At 43.2% G+C, this 15,227-nt stretch carries 13 protein-coding genes and 1 riboswitch; of the genes, 6 read left to right on the forward strand and 7 right to left on the reverse strand.

What is annotated here, in order from left to right; genetic code table 11:
* Positions 1 to 104: 104 nt before the first annotated feature.
* Together ACXAFV_RS21680 and ACXAFV_RS21685 are read left to right on the forward strand one after the other, a co-directional pair.
* Positions 105 to 896 (forward strand): DUF4397 domain-containing protein, encoded by a 792-nt coding sequence (locus tag ACXAFV_RS21680; protein ID WP_475129539.1) that lies wholly within the window; start codon positions 105 to 107, stop codon positions 894 to 896.
* Positions 896 to 1,531: a class F sortase gene (locus tag ACXAFV_RS21685; protein ID WP_475129540.1), complete on the forward strand. Its 636-nt coding sequence runs from the start codon at positions 896 to 898 to the stop codon at positions 1,529 to 1,531. Before ACXAFV_RS21680 ends, ACXAFV_RS21685 begins: the two co-directional genes overlap by 1 nt.
* Before the next feature lie 165 nt (positions 1,532 to 1,696).
* Here ACXAFV_RS21685 and ade read toward each other — a convergent pair whose 3' ends face one another.
* Complete coding sequence (gene ade / locus ACXAFV_RS21690; RefSeq protein WP_475129541.1) at positions 1,697 to 3,439, reverse strand: adenine deaminase; 1,743 nt, start codon at positions 3,437 to 3,439, stop codon at positions 1,697 to 1,699.
* 144 nt (positions 3,440 to 3,583) lie between these two features.
* Positions 3,584 to 3,685, reverse strand: a riboswitch (purine riboswitch).
* 268 nt (positions 3,686 to 3,953) lie between these two features.
* Between ade and ACXAFV_RS21695 the strand changes: the two genes are divergently transcribed.
* Both ACXAFV_RS21695 and ACXAFV_RS21700 read left to right on the forward strand, forming a co-directional pair.
* A complete protein-coding gene (locus tag ACXAFV_RS21695) occupies positions 3,954 to 5,342 on the forward strand; it encodes a bifunctional metallophosphatase/5'-nucleotidase (protein WP_475129543.1) in 1,389 nt (462 codons plus the stop codon).
* Between the two features lie 315 nt (positions 5,343 to 5,657).
* Positions 5,658 to 6,623, forward strand: coding sequence for an alpha/beta hydrolase (locus ACXAFV_RS21700; protein WP_475129544.1), 966 nt, complete (start codon positions 5,658 to 5,660; stop codon positions 6,621 to 6,623).
* A gap of 46 nt (positions 6,624 to 6,669) precedes the next feature.
* Here ACXAFV_RS21700 and ACXAFV_RS21705 read toward each other — a convergent pair whose 3' ends face one another.
* Positions 6,670 to 6,933: a hypothetical protein gene (locus ACXAFV_RS21705; RefSeq protein ID WP_475129545.1), complete on the reverse strand. Its 264-nt coding sequence runs from the start codon at positions 6,931 to 6,933 to the stop codon at positions 6,670 to 6,672.
* 232 nt (positions 6,934 to 7,165) lie between these two features.
* Between ACXAFV_RS21705 and ACXAFV_RS21710 the strand changes: the two genes are divergently transcribed.
* A complete protein-coding gene (locus ACXAFV_RS21710; RefSeq protein ID WP_475129547.1) occupies positions 7,166 to 8,563 on the forward strand; it encodes an FAD-binding oxidoreductase in 1,398 nt (465 codons plus the stop codon).
* Positions 8,560 to 9,543, forward strand: coding sequence for a bile acid:sodium symporter family protein (locus ACXAFV_RS21715; protein ID WP_475129548.1), 984 nt, complete (start codon positions 8,560 to 8,562; stop codon positions 9,541 to 9,543). The genes ACXAFV_RS21710 and ACXAFV_RS21715 overlap by 4 nt, the downstream gene beginning before the upstream one ends.
* Positions 9,544 to 9,585: 42 nt before the next feature.
* Here ACXAFV_RS21715 and ACXAFV_RS21720 read toward each other — a convergent pair whose 3' ends face one another.
* From ACXAFV_RS21720 to ACXAFV_RS21740, 5 genes are all read right to left on the reverse strand, one after another.
* Positions 9,586 to 10,899, reverse strand: a complete 1,314-nt coding sequence (locus tag ACXAFV_RS21720) for a short-chain fatty acid transporter (protein ID WP_475129549.1) — start codon at positions 10,897 to 10,899, stop codon at positions 9,586 to 9,588.
* Positions 10,900 to 11,275: 376 nt separating this feature from the next.
* On the reverse strand, positions 11,276 to 12,283 hold the full coding sequence (locus ACXAFV_RS21725) for a FecCD family ABC transporter permease (protein ID WP_475129550.1): 1,008 nt from the start codon (positions 12,281 to 12,283) through the stop codon (positions 11,276 to 11,278).
* Complete coding sequence (locus ACXAFV_RS21730; protein WP_475129552.1) at positions 12,283 to 13,290, reverse strand: FecCD family ABC transporter permease; 1,008 nt, start codon at positions 13,288 to 13,290, stop codon at positions 12,283 to 12,285. Before ACXAFV_RS21730 ends, ACXAFV_RS21725 begins: the two co-directional genes overlap by 1 nt.
* 205 nt (positions 13,291 to 13,495) lie before the next feature.
* Positions 13,496 to 14,428, reverse strand: a complete 933-nt coding sequence (locus ACXAFV_RS21735) for an iron-hydroxamate ABC transporter substrate-binding protein (RefSeq protein ID WP_475129553.1) — start codon at positions 14,426 to 14,428, stop codon at positions 13,496 to 13,498.
* Positions 14,379 to 15,224 carry an ABC transporter ATP-binding protein gene (locus tag ACXAFV_RS21740; RefSeq protein ID WP_475129554.1) on the reverse strand — a complete coding sequence of 282 codons (846 nt, stop codon included), beginning with the start codon at positions 15,222 to 15,224 and terminating at the stop codon, positions 14,379 to 14,381. Before ACXAFV_RS21740 ends, ACXAFV_RS21735 begins: the two co-directional genes overlap by 50 nt.
* Positions 15,225 to 15,227 lie beyond the last annotated feature (3 nt).

The raw sequence follows: 15,227 nt of genomic DNA on the forward strand, positions 1-15,227 counted from the left end.
GTGCTGAAATGGCAGTTTAATAGTTGAACATTCTGTTTAATGATTGTACAGTATGTTTACAAGGGTATTACAAAACTTGTACAAAATAAAAAGGAGTGGAAAAGATGAAAAAGATTTTCTCGATTTTTGTTACTGCAATTTTGATGATGTCACTTGCTGGCGGTGCGTTTGCTGCCGACAATGATGCAATGGTACGCATCGTCCATGCTTCACCTGATGCACCGGCTGTAGACGTTTTTGTAGATGATAAAGCGGTTGTAGAAGGTGCTGAGTTCAAAGCGGCAACGGATTACATGAACCTGCCTGCCGGAGAACATAAGGTGGAAATTTATGCTGCCGGAACAATGGGGAGTGAAGAACCGGTCATCTCCCAAACCCTTACTGTTGAAGCAGGGATGGCTTATACAGTTGCAGCAGCTAATACATTGGAAAATTTAGAGCTTGTGGTGGCACAGGATTCAATGGAAGTCACAGAAGGAATGACGAAACTCCGTGTAGGACATCTTTCCCCTGATGCACCGGTTGTTGATGTAGGGCCAATCGGAGGGGACGCATTATTCTCTGGAGCGGAGTTTAAGGCAATTACAGATTATAAAGAGCTGGAGCCGGGCACGTATGACCTTGAAATCAGAACTCCCCAAGGTGAACAAGTATTAGATCTTTCAGGAACCATGTTAGAGGAAAATACAGTGTACAGCGTATTTGCCATCAACACTGCTGATCAGTTGGAAGTGCTTGTCCTGAAAGACTACACGCTCATGCCGGGAAGTATGCCTGAAACAGGGATGGGAGGAACTGCTGAAGAATCTGCATCTACGCTTCCTATCATTCTGGCATCTGCTGTATTCGGCGGAGCAGCTATCCTGTTTGTGGCTCGCAGGAAGCTTGTGAAGTAATGAAGCTTCGTGTAACTGGGATTCTTTTGACGGCTCTTCTTGCAGGATGTTCTGCAGAAGAGCCTCAATTGGTTCAAAAAAAGGAGAAATCATCAATGTCCGTTGTACAACCTGTCCAAAAAGTTCAACCTTCGAAAACGGTTGGAAGTTCAGATGAAGTAAGGGAAGAAGAGGCAGGTATCAATCCATCTGTCCTATCAATCCCTGCTCTTGACCTTGAAGCCGCTGTGAAAGAATTCGGCCTCGATGATGAAGGGAGTATGGAGCTCCCGGAAAACGGCGACGATGTTGCATGGTTTGAACCTGGATCCAAGCCCGGAGAAGCGGGAAATTCGGTTTTTGCAGGACATGTGGATGATGAAAAAGCACCGGCAGTCTTTTTTAGGTTGAAGGAATTGGAGATAGGCGATGAAATTTATCTTATTGGTAAGAACGGGGAAAGGCTTACGTTTGTCGTAAGGGACAAAGCAGCCTATCAAAAAGATGACGCACCTCTTCGGAAAATCTTCGGCCCAACCGATAAACGGATGTTGAATCTTATCACATGCACAGGATATTTTGATAGAGACATAAACAATTATGTAGAAAGACTTGTCGTATACACAGAACTGATAGAAGAGACAAATGAAACCTAAATGAGTTTTTGTTCCGGGATCACCATGGAATGAAAGCTCTTTTTTGCTGAACAAGTTTTCTGAAGGAATGACAACATGAACAGTAAAGTCTCCATCATAAAAAGCCGGTGCCTCGTTAAGTGAGGTACTGGCCTTTTATCATAAATGGGTCTTATCAATTTGATACTATTCACCTTCCACTGAAATATGCTGAAAGTTCTCTACATCAAACAGTCCCAAATCAGTGATTTTTAAAGAAGGAATAACAGGTAAAGTCAGAAATGACAACGTGAGAAAAGGATTGAAACTTCCTGTAAATCCTATTTCCGATAAGGCGGATTTTATCTCCGCCAGCCCGTTGTAAACGGCATTGGAGTCTTCGTTTGATAGTAGCCCAGCGATTGGAAGTGAAAGCGAAGTGATCACTTTCCCACTTTTGATCACCACGAGCCCTCCGCTGATAACGTTTAAAGAATGGATAGCTTTTAGGATATCGCCATCATTGGTCCCGACAGCAACAATATTATGAGAGTCATGGGCTACCGTAGTGGCGATGGCTCCGTCCTTGATCCCAAATCCTTTCACAATTCCTTTTCCGATATTGCCGGTTTGCTTATGCCTTTCCACCACACATATCTTTAATAGATCGTTTGAAACCGAAGGGGAAAAGTATCCATCATCTACATCGACTGTCTCAATACATTTCGTTGTACGGAGCTGATTCGGTATGATTCCAATAATGTGGGCTTTACCAGCATGTTTAATCGGGATTTCGATCTCTTTTTTTGTCATTTCTGGTATGTTTACTGTATCAGTCAATGAAGGGTCCGGAGCAGGTCGTGGGATGGTGTCACCGACATATTTACCGGACTTTGCAACCAGCTTCCCCTTTTTATAGACTTCAGATATTTTTATAGAGTCCAAATCATCCAAAAACAGAAGGTCAGCATCATATCCTGGAGCGATGGCCCCTTTATTTGATAACCCATAGCATTCGGCAGCATTGATTGTCGCCATCCCGATGGCAATCAGTGGGTCGAGACCTTCCTTGATTGCCAGGCGTACATTGTGGTCGATGCTGCCTTCCCCGGTTAAATCATCGATATGCTTATCATCAGTACAGAATAAACACCGCCGAGCATTTCTCTCTGTCACGACCGATATGAGTGACTTTAAGTCTTTGGCAACCGAACCTTCACGGATCAAAAGATACATTCCCCGTTTCAGGCGTTCTTTTGCTTCTGAAGGAGTATGGCATTCATGATCGGTCGTCACGCCGGCTGATTTATACATGTTGACTGCATCCGGACCCAATCCAGCCAGGTGTCCGTCAATCCTCCCCTTATGCCGGGAAGCGTCAGCAATCTTATCGATGATTGAATCATTCCCGTTTTGGAGAGAGGGGAAGTCCATCACTTCTGCCAATCCCAATACCCGTTTATGTGAATAAAATGATTCAAGGTCATTAGCAGTCAGCTCTGCTCCTGAATTTTCAAAGGGAGTCGCAGGGACAGAAGATGGAAGCATGAAAAAAACATCCAGAGGGATTTCCTTTGAGTTTTCCAACATAAATTCAATCCCTTTTTTGCCGGCTACATTTGCGATTTCATGCGGATCTGTTATGACTGTCGTCACTCCGTGGGGGACAACCACTTTACAGAACTCGGCCGGGGTCACCATTGATGATTCGATATGCACGTGACCGTCAATGAAGGAAGGACAAATATAGCGATTCACCGCATCAATCATTTGTTTCCCTTCAAATTCTCCAATCCCGACAATGACTCCGTCGCATATGGCAATGTCCTCTTCCAGTATTTCTTGATTAAAAACATCTATGATTTTTCCATTTTTTATCACGATATCTGCTGGAACTTCGTGATTCGCAACAGCTATTCGTTTCTTTAAAGAATTTTTATCGAGTTGCATACTATTCCTCCTTTATTGGTATGAGTGTAATGGGAAGGGACGCATTCTTTGTGCAGCTTTCCCGAAACTAGAGCAAAATAAAAAACCCTTGATATACCAAGGGTTTGACATTGAAGAGGAATAATAAATATGAAAAGGGCATAAAGCAGCTCTTTTCCCTCTCGTAGTCAAACCATTTACGGCAGTTTGGTAGAAACTTATGGACCATATCTCCAAGATTATACGAGTGAAGCAATGTGCATGGTTTATAAATATTAGATAATATTCTATATGCTGATGTCCAAAGGTGTCAATGCTGGTTTAACAAGCAAAAAAATCACTGATTAATACAAGTCGGCTTGTAACTCATTTGTTGATTGAAGAAGCGTATGCAGTCGGGGATGAGGAGGTGCGCATAAAGCTCAAGTTTTCATATTTTAATACAATTTTCCAAAAAAATCCTTTAACAGCTTCCGTCATTCATTTACTATTGAGGTATAGAGTTTTCTGAAAAGAAGAGAAGTTGGGGGTATTTATGAGACTGAAAATAATCCATACGAATGACTTGCACAGTCACTTTGACGCATTCTCTCAAGCTGTATCACTCATCAAGGAAAATATAGACGAGGATGCTTTGGTCCTTGATGGAGGCGATTTTGCAGATTTTAAGAGCATTGAACTGCAGGGTACAAGGGGCATGGCAGCCATTGAGCTTTTGGAGTATGCCGGGTATGATGCATTGACTATCGGTAACAATGAAATGTTCAATGGGGTTGATACGCTTGAGCACATGGCATCGAACAGCCCTGTTCCATTCATCAGTAATAATCTCCTTAAAAGAGACAGGACCAGGATCGAGGGAGTATGTTCAAGTATCATCCTTGAGAAAAAGGGTCTTCGCATCCTCATTACTGGTGCATCTCCTGACATGCAGGATTTCAGTGATGGTCTGGGTGTACATATGACAGATTATAAAAAAGCAATTGAAGAAGAAATGGTAAGACATGAAGGGAAATATGACCTTTGTATTCTTCTCAATCACCTTGGAACGTTTGTGGATGAAGTTCTCGTGGATGAATTAGAAGGTCTTGATATCATTCTATCTGCCCATGACCATAAAGTCTATCCACATGCAAAAGTGGTGAACAATACGATTATAAACAGTGCAGGCTGTTATGGAGAATATGTAGGGATGATCGAAATAGAAGTAAGTGATACTGGTGTGAAAATGTTGAATTCCCAAAATACAGCCACGAAAGATGCTCCCCTGGATGAAGGAGTCCTCTCCATTTTAAGTAGAAATAAAGAAAAAGCGATAGAAGTGTTGAGCAAGCCGCTCTACACGATCGAAAAACCACTTTGGCATGATGTGATTGAGGAGAATCCTCTAACCAACATAATCGCTGATGGTGTAAGGGATATGCTGAAATGTGATATCGGACTGATGAACAGCGGGATTGCGAATGCCGGGATCTTCGGACATATATCGAATAAGAAATTGATAGAGGTTTGTCCTTCGCCATTGAATCCTACTTCATTCGAGATACAAGGAAAGGATTTGCGGCAAGCGCTTGAGCAATCGCTGGATGCCGGTGTATGCCTGAATGATGGGAAGGGACCGGGATTCAGGGGGAAATTCGTCGGACGCCTGCATGTGTCGGGTGCAGAAATCATTCATGATGGTAAAAAGGTCCATGAGGTTTTTATAGGAGGCGAGCCTTTGAACGAAGAGAAGTGGTATTCAGTCGCCTCTTCTGATTATCTGCAGCGTGGATCCGGTTATCCATCCCTGGCCAACAATCGCAATCAAAAATATCTCGCAGAAGAAATCAAGGATGTGATCCGTATCTATGGAAGTCAAACCGAATTCCTTAAAATGGCTGTTGTTAATCGTTGGAAAGAGAAGATTGATGTGACTGTATAAATGAGATTTGAATCGAAAAAGGAGAATGGAATTTACAAGAGAAAGGATGAGTAAACGTGGAAACTAGTATGATATTTGCTTTTTCCATTGCCGTTGGTTCACTTGGGGTAGCGATCAGTGCCTTATCGATTGCAGGCAAACTTGAAAAAAGGGTAAAAGAATTAGAGAAGAAATAATGTGTTTACGAGAAGCGCTCAGAATTTCTGGGTGCTTTTCTTTGTATAAGGCAGTTCCCTGAAACTGACAGGTTTCTAGTGAAATACTACGGGGTATCATTTTAAAGAATATAAGTATAGTAGTGAAGGAGAAACCTATATGATAAAACGAATCGGCTTAACATTAGGCTGGCTTCTCTTAATATCGGTTATCGTCCTTGTCGGTGGTGCAAATTATATATACAACGTGGCCATCAACCGCAATGATGAGGCAATTACGCTTTACGGGTCAGATGAAGCGGTTGAAGCGGTGAGCGCACTGGAAGAAGAACAGAAAAGATTGCAGGAACTGAGAAGCTGGACGGAGAAACAGGATTTCGAAGAAGTTGAGATACAGAGTGACGATGGATTGACCCTGAGTGCACGATATTTAAAAAATGATGCACCAAATGGGAAAACGGTCATTTTAGCTCATGGATATAAAGGTAATAACGAGCAATTGCCGGAAGTAACAAGATACTATTATGAAAAGGGATTTAACATATTAAAGCCTGACGCCAGGGGTCACGGTAAGAGTGAAGGTGAATATATAGGCTATGGCTGGCACGATCGTAACGATTTAAAAAAGTGGATTGATTATTTAGTAGAGGATGAGAAAGAGAAATTTATCTTTTTACACGGTTTTTCAATGGGAGCATCTACCGTCCTAATGGCAAGCGGCGAGGAGCTTCCAAGGGAAGTAAGGGGAATTATTGCAGATAGCGGATATACCTCTGTGAAAGAGGAAGTGGCCCATCAATTAAAATATCTATATGATCTGCCATCTTTTCCATTGATGGATATCACGAGCCTGGTCACTAAAGTACGGGCTGGATTTTCATTTGAAGAAGCATCAGCACTCAATCAAGTCAAGAAAAAGAGAAATGATTTGCCGCTCTTTATCATCCACGGTGACAAAGATGAACTCGTACCTTCAGAAATGGCTTCTCGGTTATATGAAAATACGTCCGGCATGAAACAGTTATGGATCATTCCAGACGTCGGTCATACGGAAGGCTTTTTAGAGGAGGAAAAAGAATACCAGTTGAGACTGACTGAATTTATTGAGGAAGCCATGCTGCAATAATATGAAGAAAAGGACAAGGAATAACATCTTCCTTGTCCTTTTAACGTTACTTTTTATTCGGATATCCGCTTGAGTCTGGAGAAACCATTCCCCCTGCACCGGTAGAATTAACATCTGGATCAGCTTCTTTCGGTTGATCGGGCATGGAAGAATGCATTTTATCGTAAGAAGAATCTGTGGATTGAGAGTCTTCACTTAAAGAAACCAATTTTAAATCAGTGCTTTCCAGCTTGGTTTTGACTTGTTCCTTCACTTCATCAGCAGTTAAAGAGTCCGGAGAATACTCAAGTTTAAGGGTTAATGTTTTCATGTTCTTTTCCTCCCTTTATTTTTAAGTAATTAATGATTTGTTTCCCTTGAAGTGATTTTTTCAAACTCTATAATTATGAAAAGTTTGATAGTTGGCTTCTATTTTTATTGAAGTACTCACAAATAGTAAAGCTGAGTGAGTGTATAAAAATAACTTTAGTGCTATTGAAAAATTCAGATTATTATGTATAATTGCATACATTATACAATTTTTCCCTGAGGAGGAGAGAAGGATGGCAGTAAAAGATAACGGGCTTCTTTTAAAAATAAAAGAAGTATTGAAAAGACATCAAGTAACTACAAATGAAACGGTTTTGGAACAACATGGGAAGGATGAATCATATCATCACCCTTTCTCTCCTGATATTGTTGTGTACCCTGAGAGTGCAGAGGAAGTAAGCAAGGTTGTTAACTTGGCAAGGTCCTATGACACTCCGATCATCCCGTTTGGTTTAGGTACCAGCCTTGAAGGTCACGTCATTCCTTATAACAAGGGGATTAGCATTGACTTTTCACAAATGAATAAAATCCTGGAGGTAAGGGAAAAGGATTTTTTAGTAAAGGTGCAGCCGGGTGTCACTCGCTCACAGTTGAATAAAGAATTAAAGAAATACGGATTATTTTTCTCAGTGGACCCCGGAGCAGATGCGACCCTGGGTGGTATGGCTGCCACGAATGCAAGCGGGACAACCTCTGTAAAATATGGGGTCATGAGAGATCAGGTGAGGGATTTGGAGGTGGTTCTGGCATCAGGGGACATTATCCATACAGGAAATCTTGCCAGAAAATCCTCATCAGGCTATAACTTGAACAGCTTATTTGTAGGATCTGAAGGGACGCTTGGATGCTTTACTGAGTTGACATTGAGAGTATATGGAATACCTGAACACATCCTGGCTGCGAGGGCTTCATTTCCCCATATCGATGATGCAGTCGAAGCGGTTGTATCGATTCTTCAGGCTGGAATTCCGGTTGCCAGGGTCGAACTGGTCGACGAGGCTTCGATGAGTCAGGTGAACCTGTTCAGTGATACCGATTACATAGAAAAGCCGACTTTGTTTCTTGAGTTTCATGGTAATGAAGCCGGCCTGAAGCAGGATGTGGATTTCATGAAAGAAATTGTTTCAGATCATGGGTGTGAGGAGATTCATTTCGAGGAAGACCAAGCAGCACGGAATAAGCTTTGGGATGCGCGGCATAATCTCGCATATGCCTATGTACACGGTAATCCAGGTAAAAAGATGATGGTAACCGATGTGTGCTTACCTATATCTGAATTATCCGGCGCCATTAAATCTGCCCGCAAAAAGCTTGATGAGCTGAGTCTTACGGGAGGCATCCTCGGCCATGTGGGCGATGGAAATTATCATGCTCTCGTCATGATCGACCTGAACGACCCGGAAGAAGTTAAAAAAGCCGAGGCATTCAATGAACAGATTGTAGAGTATGCCCTTGAGCGCAACGGAACCTGTACGGGAGAGCACGGGGTAGGTGTAGGAAAAATGAAATACCAGCAAAGGGAGCATGGGGGAGCTCTCGAGGTCATGAAAAACATTAAGGATGCCCTTGACCCCTCGGGACTCTTGAATCCAAATAAATTGATCCATATGACAAAGGAGGAAGTAGGATGAGACTTTTAGAAATCATCAGTAATCTGGCAGGAAAGTATTTTGCCATCTGGGTCATTCTTGTGGCAGCGGTCTCCTATTTTATTCCTTCCCCATTTTTACCGTTAGGAAGCTATATCACGATCCTTCTCGGTGTCGTCATGTTCGGAATGGGGCTGACCTTAAAGCCGGTTGATTTCAAGCTTGTTCTTCAAAAACCGCTCCCTGTCATAACGGGGGTCCTTGCTCAATTCATCATCATGCCGCTCGGGGCATTCGGGATTGCGTTCTTGCTTGATCTGCCGAATGAGCTTGCGGCAGGCTTGGTGCTGTTAGGCTCCGTTCCAGGAGGGACTGCGTCGAATGTTATGGTCTATTTGGCAAAAGGGAATTTAGCATTATCGGTTGCGATGACGTCGCTCTCAACACTGCTGGCGCCATTAGCCACTCCTCTAATTTTATTGGCGTTAGCCGGACAGTGGCTCCCGGTTGATCCCTATGCCATGTTCCTGTCCATTGTCCAGGTGATCATCATACCAATCACGCTAGGATTGCTTATCAAAAATCTGTTCCCAGGGACTGTTGAAAAAAGTTTAAATGTAATTCCACTGATCTCAGTGGCAGCGATCATCATTATTGTATCAGCAGTTGTTTCTGCCAACGTCGAGAATATTGCCTCGTCAGGGCTCATGGTCTTTTCAGCCGTGATGCTGCATAACATTCTTGGTTTGGCGCTGGGCTATGGCACAGGTGTCCTGATGAAATTGGATGAAAGCAAACGACGTGCCATTTCGATTGAAGTTGGTATGCAGAACTCGGGTCTTGGAGTAGCCCTTGCAACCGCCCATTTCGGTCCGCTCGCAGCACTACCAAGTGTAATAGCAGCCGTCTGGCATAACATCTCAGGACCGATCATTGCAACCTTCTGGAGTAAAAAGACTGTAAAAGAGGATGAAATGGAAGTAAGGGAAAGAGGACAAGAGCCTCATGTGACTGTGAGATAAAAGAATAAGGGTGATACCGGATATCCTGGTATCACCTGTTTTTTAATATAAGAAGAATAATAGGATGGTTGTAACGGCACCTACCCATATGGCAAGTAAGAAGCAATAACCCATGATATGTCTAATATGAAGACCAACGATACTCAGGATAGGCAATGCCCAGAAAGGCTGAATCAGATTTGTCCATGCATCTCCCCACCCTACAGACATGGCGATCGCTGCTGGATCTACTCCTAGTTTCATGCCTGCCGGAACTTGAAGGGGACCTTGCAGTGCCCATTGACCGCCTCCGGATGGAGCTAAAATATTTACAAGCCCTGCTGACCAGTACGTAAATACATCAAATGTTTCTTTGTTAGCGATTGAAGCCATTCCGTCAATGATCGATTGACCTAATCCTGAACTTGAAAGAACAGCTATAATTCCTGCATAAAATGGGAATTGCAAGATAATTGGGGAAGTGGAACCAACCGCCTCTTTAAATGCATTGCCGTATTGACCGAGAGAACGATGCAAGATTAGACCAAGAGAAAGAAACAGTAGATTAATAATATTTAAGTCTAAATCTCTTCCATTGATAAATTCATTGATTACGTAAATCAATCCGACAGCACCACTGAGGATCCCTAAAATTGGTGTTTGTTCTAATTTTAACGCAGGTGTATCGGCTTCTTGTAGAAGCGTTTCTTTTTTTACTGTGACTTCTCTTACTTGATAAGGTTTTATATTGGTTTTAGGGGCCATGAGGCAAATGACGATCGGCATGGTAATGAATAAAACGGTAAATATAATCATGGTGGATGGATGAAAGATTGTTTGGGAAGTTGGGATGATACCCATTACATCAGCAAGGAAATGGTCTTTGGTTGCGACGGTCAATCCAATCGAGCTTGACAATCCTGCCGTGTAAAGAACTGTTGGTGAATAGGCAGCTGCAACTAAAAGGGGAAAATGTGCCTGTTGATTACGCTTTCCTACTTCCCTGACGAAAATAGCCCCCACTACAACAGCGAGTCCCCAGTTAATATAATAAGCTAGAGCAGAGACGACAAATGTAAGAACATAAGCTTTAGAAGGAGTAATGGCAAGGCCGGCGATTGATTCCAGCCCTCTTTTGATCACAGGGACAGCAGCTAACACCATTCCAGTTAATAACAGCAGGACCATCTGCATGGTGAATGTTAGGTATACCCAAAATCCGTCCCCGAATGATTTAACAAGCGTAATCGGTTCTTGGGGATTCATCACGAACCCAACTATGAAAACGGATAATGTAAGGAGAACTGCAATGACAAAGGCATCCGGCAAGTAACGCTGGACAATTCTTGAGACTCGATCTGCAATTGAGGATAACATCATAACAACTCCTTTCAGTAGTTGTTACTAATATATTTGTATAGACATGGTTTCATGTCCACATTTGTAGGGGGTATTTAATTAAGATGGGTGGGAGATAATTTTGCATTAAGAAAGTGGGGAAATTAGAGATTTATTCGAAAAAAAATCCGAATAATCATTTCAAATTCTTTTAAAGAAGGATGAGAATGAGTTCGGATTTTTTATTGGTTTTAATAAAAATAGGCATTTTTTTTAACTTGTTCTAGCGGTTGATTGGAGTGCAAGACGAAGACTCCTGCGGAAAGCGAAGTCTTGCACGGAAGTCAATAGCGGCATGAATTGACTACACTTAAGTTGTTCGAATAAGTTTTGTTCCAGAATCAAAGTCTTATATCTATTTCTTCAACAACAAATACATAAAGTAAGGTGCCCCTATCAATGCAATCATGATCCCGGCAGGAATCCCGTCCGGTTCCAATATATTTCTGCCGATTGTATCGGCAAGCATCAAGAGCCAGCCTCCGAGTAAAATGGCAACCGGTATGAACATCTGGTTACGGGGCCCTACTAATGCTTTGGCCATATGAGGCGCCATCAACCCGATAAAGGCAATCCCGCCCGTGACGGAGACAGCGGAAGCGGCCAAAGCCACTGCAACGATCAGCATAAGAAAACGTTCTCGATTGATGGAAATACCGACACCTACAGAGACCGGCTCACTTAACCCAAGCAGATTCAACATTTGAGATTTATAGAGTGTGAGCGGTATAAGGACTGCAAGCCAAGGGACAATCGCCCAAATGAACGGCCAGTCAGTTCCCCAGATGCTTCCCGCAAGCCATTTGGCAATGAAGTCGACTTTTTGACGTTCGGCGGCTGAGATCAGTATGATCATGAGTCCTGAGAAGGCCATCGAGAATCCTACACCGACCAGTACCAGGCGTACAGGCTGTATACCATTTCTTTTGCTATATGAAAATAAATAGATGAAGCAGGCAGTGATCATAGCCCCAACGAAAGCAACAATCGGGAGCATGTATGCAAAGGAGGCGGCATCGATTGGGACAAATAAAAAGAAAATCGCGATTGATACCCCGGCTCCTGAATTGATCCCGATGATACCAGGATCGGCTAAATCGTTACGGGTGATTCCCTGCAGGATCGAGCCGGATAGGGCAAGGGCCATACCGGCAAGAACGGTAATGATGATCCTCGGCAGCCTGATCGAAAATAGGATGAATTCTTCTTTGAAGCTTCCATTCCCGAGAAGTGTAGGGATTAAACGGTCATAAGATACCGATGAATACCCCAATCCAATACTTACAAAAGCAGTTACAATAATTAAAATCGACAGCACCGCAATTAGCAGTCTTTGTTTTTTTACTAAATCAGGATGTATCATTAGAAACCTTTCCCTCCTTTATGAACGATGAACAGGAAGAAAGGCAATCCCATCATTGCTACAATAGCTGCTACAGGAGTTTCGTAAGGTGCGTTTATGGTCCGCCCCAAAGTATCTGCAAGCAGCAGGAATGATGCTCCAAGCAGGGTGGAGACAGGTATGATGAACCGGTAGTCTGTACCGGTGATCACACGTACGATATGAGGGATCATCAGTCCGATGAAGACCATATTCCCTACCAATGCAACCGCAGCACCTGCCAATAAAATAATGACGATGAATAGAATCGTTTTGACAAAAGCCGTTCGCTGTCCCAATCCCACGGCAACTTCTTCATTTAGGCTGAGGATTGTCAACTGTCTGGACAGGAAGAGGGAAACGATGATCCCAGCCGCAATGAACGGGGCAATCACTTGCAGCTGCCCCCATGTAGTACCGATCAAACCTCCTGCAGTCCACATGGATACATCTTTTGAAATCTTGAAGAAAAGGCCGGTACCTTCGGCAATCGCAAATAAAAAAGCCGATACGGCTGCGCCCGCTAGAACAATCCGAAGCGGGGAGAATCCGCCCCTTTTTATGGAACTGATTCCGAATACCATTAGAGCTCCAGTCCCCGCTCCGATAAAGCATGCAATCATTATTCCAAGTGAATTCACGGAAGGGATGAAGGCAAGGGTGATGGCAAGTGCGGCGTTCGCTCCGGCAGTCAATCCCAGCAGCCCAGGGTCTGCAAGAGGGTTCCGCGTCATTCCCTGCATGATGGCCCCTGAAACAGATAAGGCTGCGCCGACAAAGATTGCAGCGACGGCACGCGGAAAACGAATTTCCTGAAGGATGGTCACTTTTTCACCTGTATCGAAAGACGAAATGGCAAACCAAACGTCTTTTACAGTGGTATTTGCTGCACCGAAAACCATTGAAATGAGGAAGCATACAGCAAAGATTGCCACTGAGACTATTAATTTTGTTATAAACGGAATATATCGCTGATTAGAAGTGGTCATATCAATCATCATCTCTTTTTTGGAGTATAAAGGAAGAGGAATTCTTATGTTAAGAATTCCTCTTTGAGAATATTAATCTAAGAATTGTCTAGCTCCATCGCCTAGCCCCACGAGACGCTTCCATCCGGCGGGATGAGTCAAAGAACGACTTGATCGGTCGTACCAAGAGCGTTTGTCGGGGCTGACCAAGGCGCATCCGCTTTTCTTAGTTCCCTAGAAATTTTTCTTTAAAGAAGTCAAGCTGATAATCCAATGTAAGTGGATCGTTGAAGTAGAATTCCATCATATTCACTTCGAATACTTGGTTGTTCTTCACGGCAGGAATGTTTTTATATGTTTCGGTTTCCATGAATGAATTGTCGGCTTTGGGGTCTTTACTAATAATGACATAATCACCTGCAAATTCAGGAAGAACTTCTGTTGAAAGGGCGAAGTATCCCGGCTCCAGCGCTTCCTCTTTTACTTTCTCAGGCATATTCAGGTTCATTTCCTGATAAAGGATCTCAGTACCGCGGCCCCAGTTGTTTCCATAAACGTAAAGCTGCTTGTTGAAGCTTTCAATGACAGAAACGGTTTTATCTTCACCGATTTTAGCTCTGATGTCATCGCCAGCTGATTGAGCGCGCTTCTTGAAGTCATCTACCCAAGTTTGTGCTTCTTTTTCTTTGTTTAATAATTTTCCGATTTCGATGTGCTGAGTGAGATAGTCTACTTTTCCATATGTAAAGGTAACAGTAGGGGCGATTTCACTTAATTTATCGACGTTTTTGATATTGGATAAGCCGATGATCAGGTCCGGCTCAAGCTCAATGATCTTTTCCAGGCTTTCATCCGTTACTTCTTCAGCGTCCTTTAAATCATCTTCCCAGCGGGGGTTCATCTTGGACCATGAATCAACTCCGACAAGGTTCACGTCAAGTGCCATTACATTTCCTGCAAAAGAGGAAAGGACGATTACACGCTGCGGGTCTGCTGGAACTTCAACAGGTCCATTTTCTGATTCATATGTGATAGTTTCGGTTTTATTGTCATTTTCCTTTGGCTCTTTTCCTTCTTCTTTCTCAGATGTAGAGCCATTGCCGCATGCACTAACCAATAGCACCAACAGCAGCGTAATTGGAAGCATCCATTTCTTCATGTTGATCTTCTCCTTTTAGTAAATTGTAGGTGATACACATTGGCTTATTTGTTCGAGGGTCTCTTCCGATCGCCGCGTCAATTTGGAATACTTTCTTCAGGACTTCATGTGTAATGACTTCTTCGCAATCACCAGCCTTGACGATTTCCCCTTCTTTCAGGGCAACGATGTAGTCGGCGAAGCGTGCAGCCTGATTCAGGTCATGAAGAACCATGACGATCGTGCGTTCCTGTTCGACATTCAGCTTCTGAAGGAGCTCCAGTACTTCGAGCTGGTGGGCCATATCAAGATATGTAGTTGGTTCATCAAGGAAGATGATATCTGTTTCCTGTGCAAGAGCCATGGCAATCCAGACGCGCTGTCTCTGTCCTCCGGATAAAGCATCGACCTGACGGTACTTAAAGTCAGCGGTGCCTGTCACATCAAGGGCCCAGTTGATGACCTCATAATCTTTCTTTGACATGCGTCCCATGCCTTTTTGATGAGGGAAACGCCCGTAGGAAACCAATTCACCGACCGTCAATCCGCTGGCACTTTCAGGAGTCTGAGGCAGAATAGCCATTTTCTTGGCTAGTTCCTTCGTATTCCCTTTTGATATATTTTCACCATCCAAAAGCACACTTCCGGATTGATGGGAGATGATCCGGGTAATCGCTTTCAGCAAAGTCGACTTTCCGCATCCATTTGATCCTATGATGGTGGTGATTTTTTTATCAGGGATTTGAACGCTAAGATCTTTCACGATCAGGTGGTCACCATAGCCAATGTTTAATTCATTTGTATATAGGCGAACCATTTT

It is taken from the genome of Rossellomorea sp. ABR4_012 (genome assembly GCF_056159545.1).

What these genes read in the sequence shown, in the direction of transcription:
- ACXAFV_RS21680 (WP_475129539.1), top strand. Translation starts at nt 105, where the DNA reads ATGAAAAAGATTTTCTCGATTTTTGTTACTGCAATTTTGATGATGTCA.
- ACXAFV_RS21685 (WP_475129540.1), top strand. Translation starts at nt 896, where the DNA reads ATGAAGCTTCGTGTAACTGGGATTCTTTTGACGGCTCTTCTTGCAGGA.
- ade (WP_475129541.1), bottom strand. Translation starts at nt 3,439, where the DNA reads ATGCAACTCGATAAAAATTCTTTAAAGAAACGAATAGCTGTTGCGAAT.
- ACXAFV_RS21695 (WP_475129543.1), top strand. Translation starts at nt 3,954, where the DNA reads ATGAGACTGAAAATAATCCATACGAATGACTTGCACAGTCACTTTGAC.
- ACXAFV_RS21700 (WP_475129544.1), top strand. Translation starts at nt 5,658, where the DNA reads ATGATAAAACGAATCGGCTTAACATTAGGCTGGCTTCTCTTAATATCG.
- ACXAFV_RS21705 (WP_475129545.1), bottom strand. Translation starts at nt 6,933, where the DNA reads ATGAAAACATTAACCCTTAAACTTGAGTATTCTCCGGACTCTTTAACT.
- ACXAFV_RS21710 (WP_475129547.1), top strand. Translation starts at nt 7,166, where the DNA reads ATGGCAGTAAAAGATAACGGGCTTCTTTTAAAAATAAAAGAAGTATTG.
- ACXAFV_RS21715 (WP_475129548.1), top strand. Translation starts at nt 8,560, where the DNA reads ATGAGACTTTTAGAAATCATCAGTAATCTGGCAGGAAAGTATTTTGCC.
- ACXAFV_RS21720 (WP_475129549.1), bottom strand. Translation starts at nt 10,899, where the DNA reads ATGTTATCCTCAATTGCAGATCGAGTCTCAAGAATTGTCCAGCGTTAC.
- ACXAFV_RS21725 (WP_475129550.1), bottom strand. Translation starts at nt 12,283, where the DNA reads ATGATACATCCTGATTTAGTAAAAAAACAAAGACTGCTAATTGCGGTG.
- ACXAFV_RS21730 (WP_475129552.1), bottom strand. Translation starts at nt 13,290, where the DNA reads ATGACCACTTCTAATCAGCGATATATTCCGTTTATAACAAAATTAATA.
- ACXAFV_RS21735 (WP_475129553.1), bottom strand. Translation starts at nt 14,428, where the DNA reads ATGAAGAAATGGATGCTTCCAATTACGCTGCTGTTGGTGCTATTGGTT.
- ACXAFV_RS21740 (WP_475129554.1), bottom strand. Translation starts at nt 15,224, where the DNA reads ATGGTTCGCCTATATACAAATGAATTAAACATTGGCTATGGTGACCAC.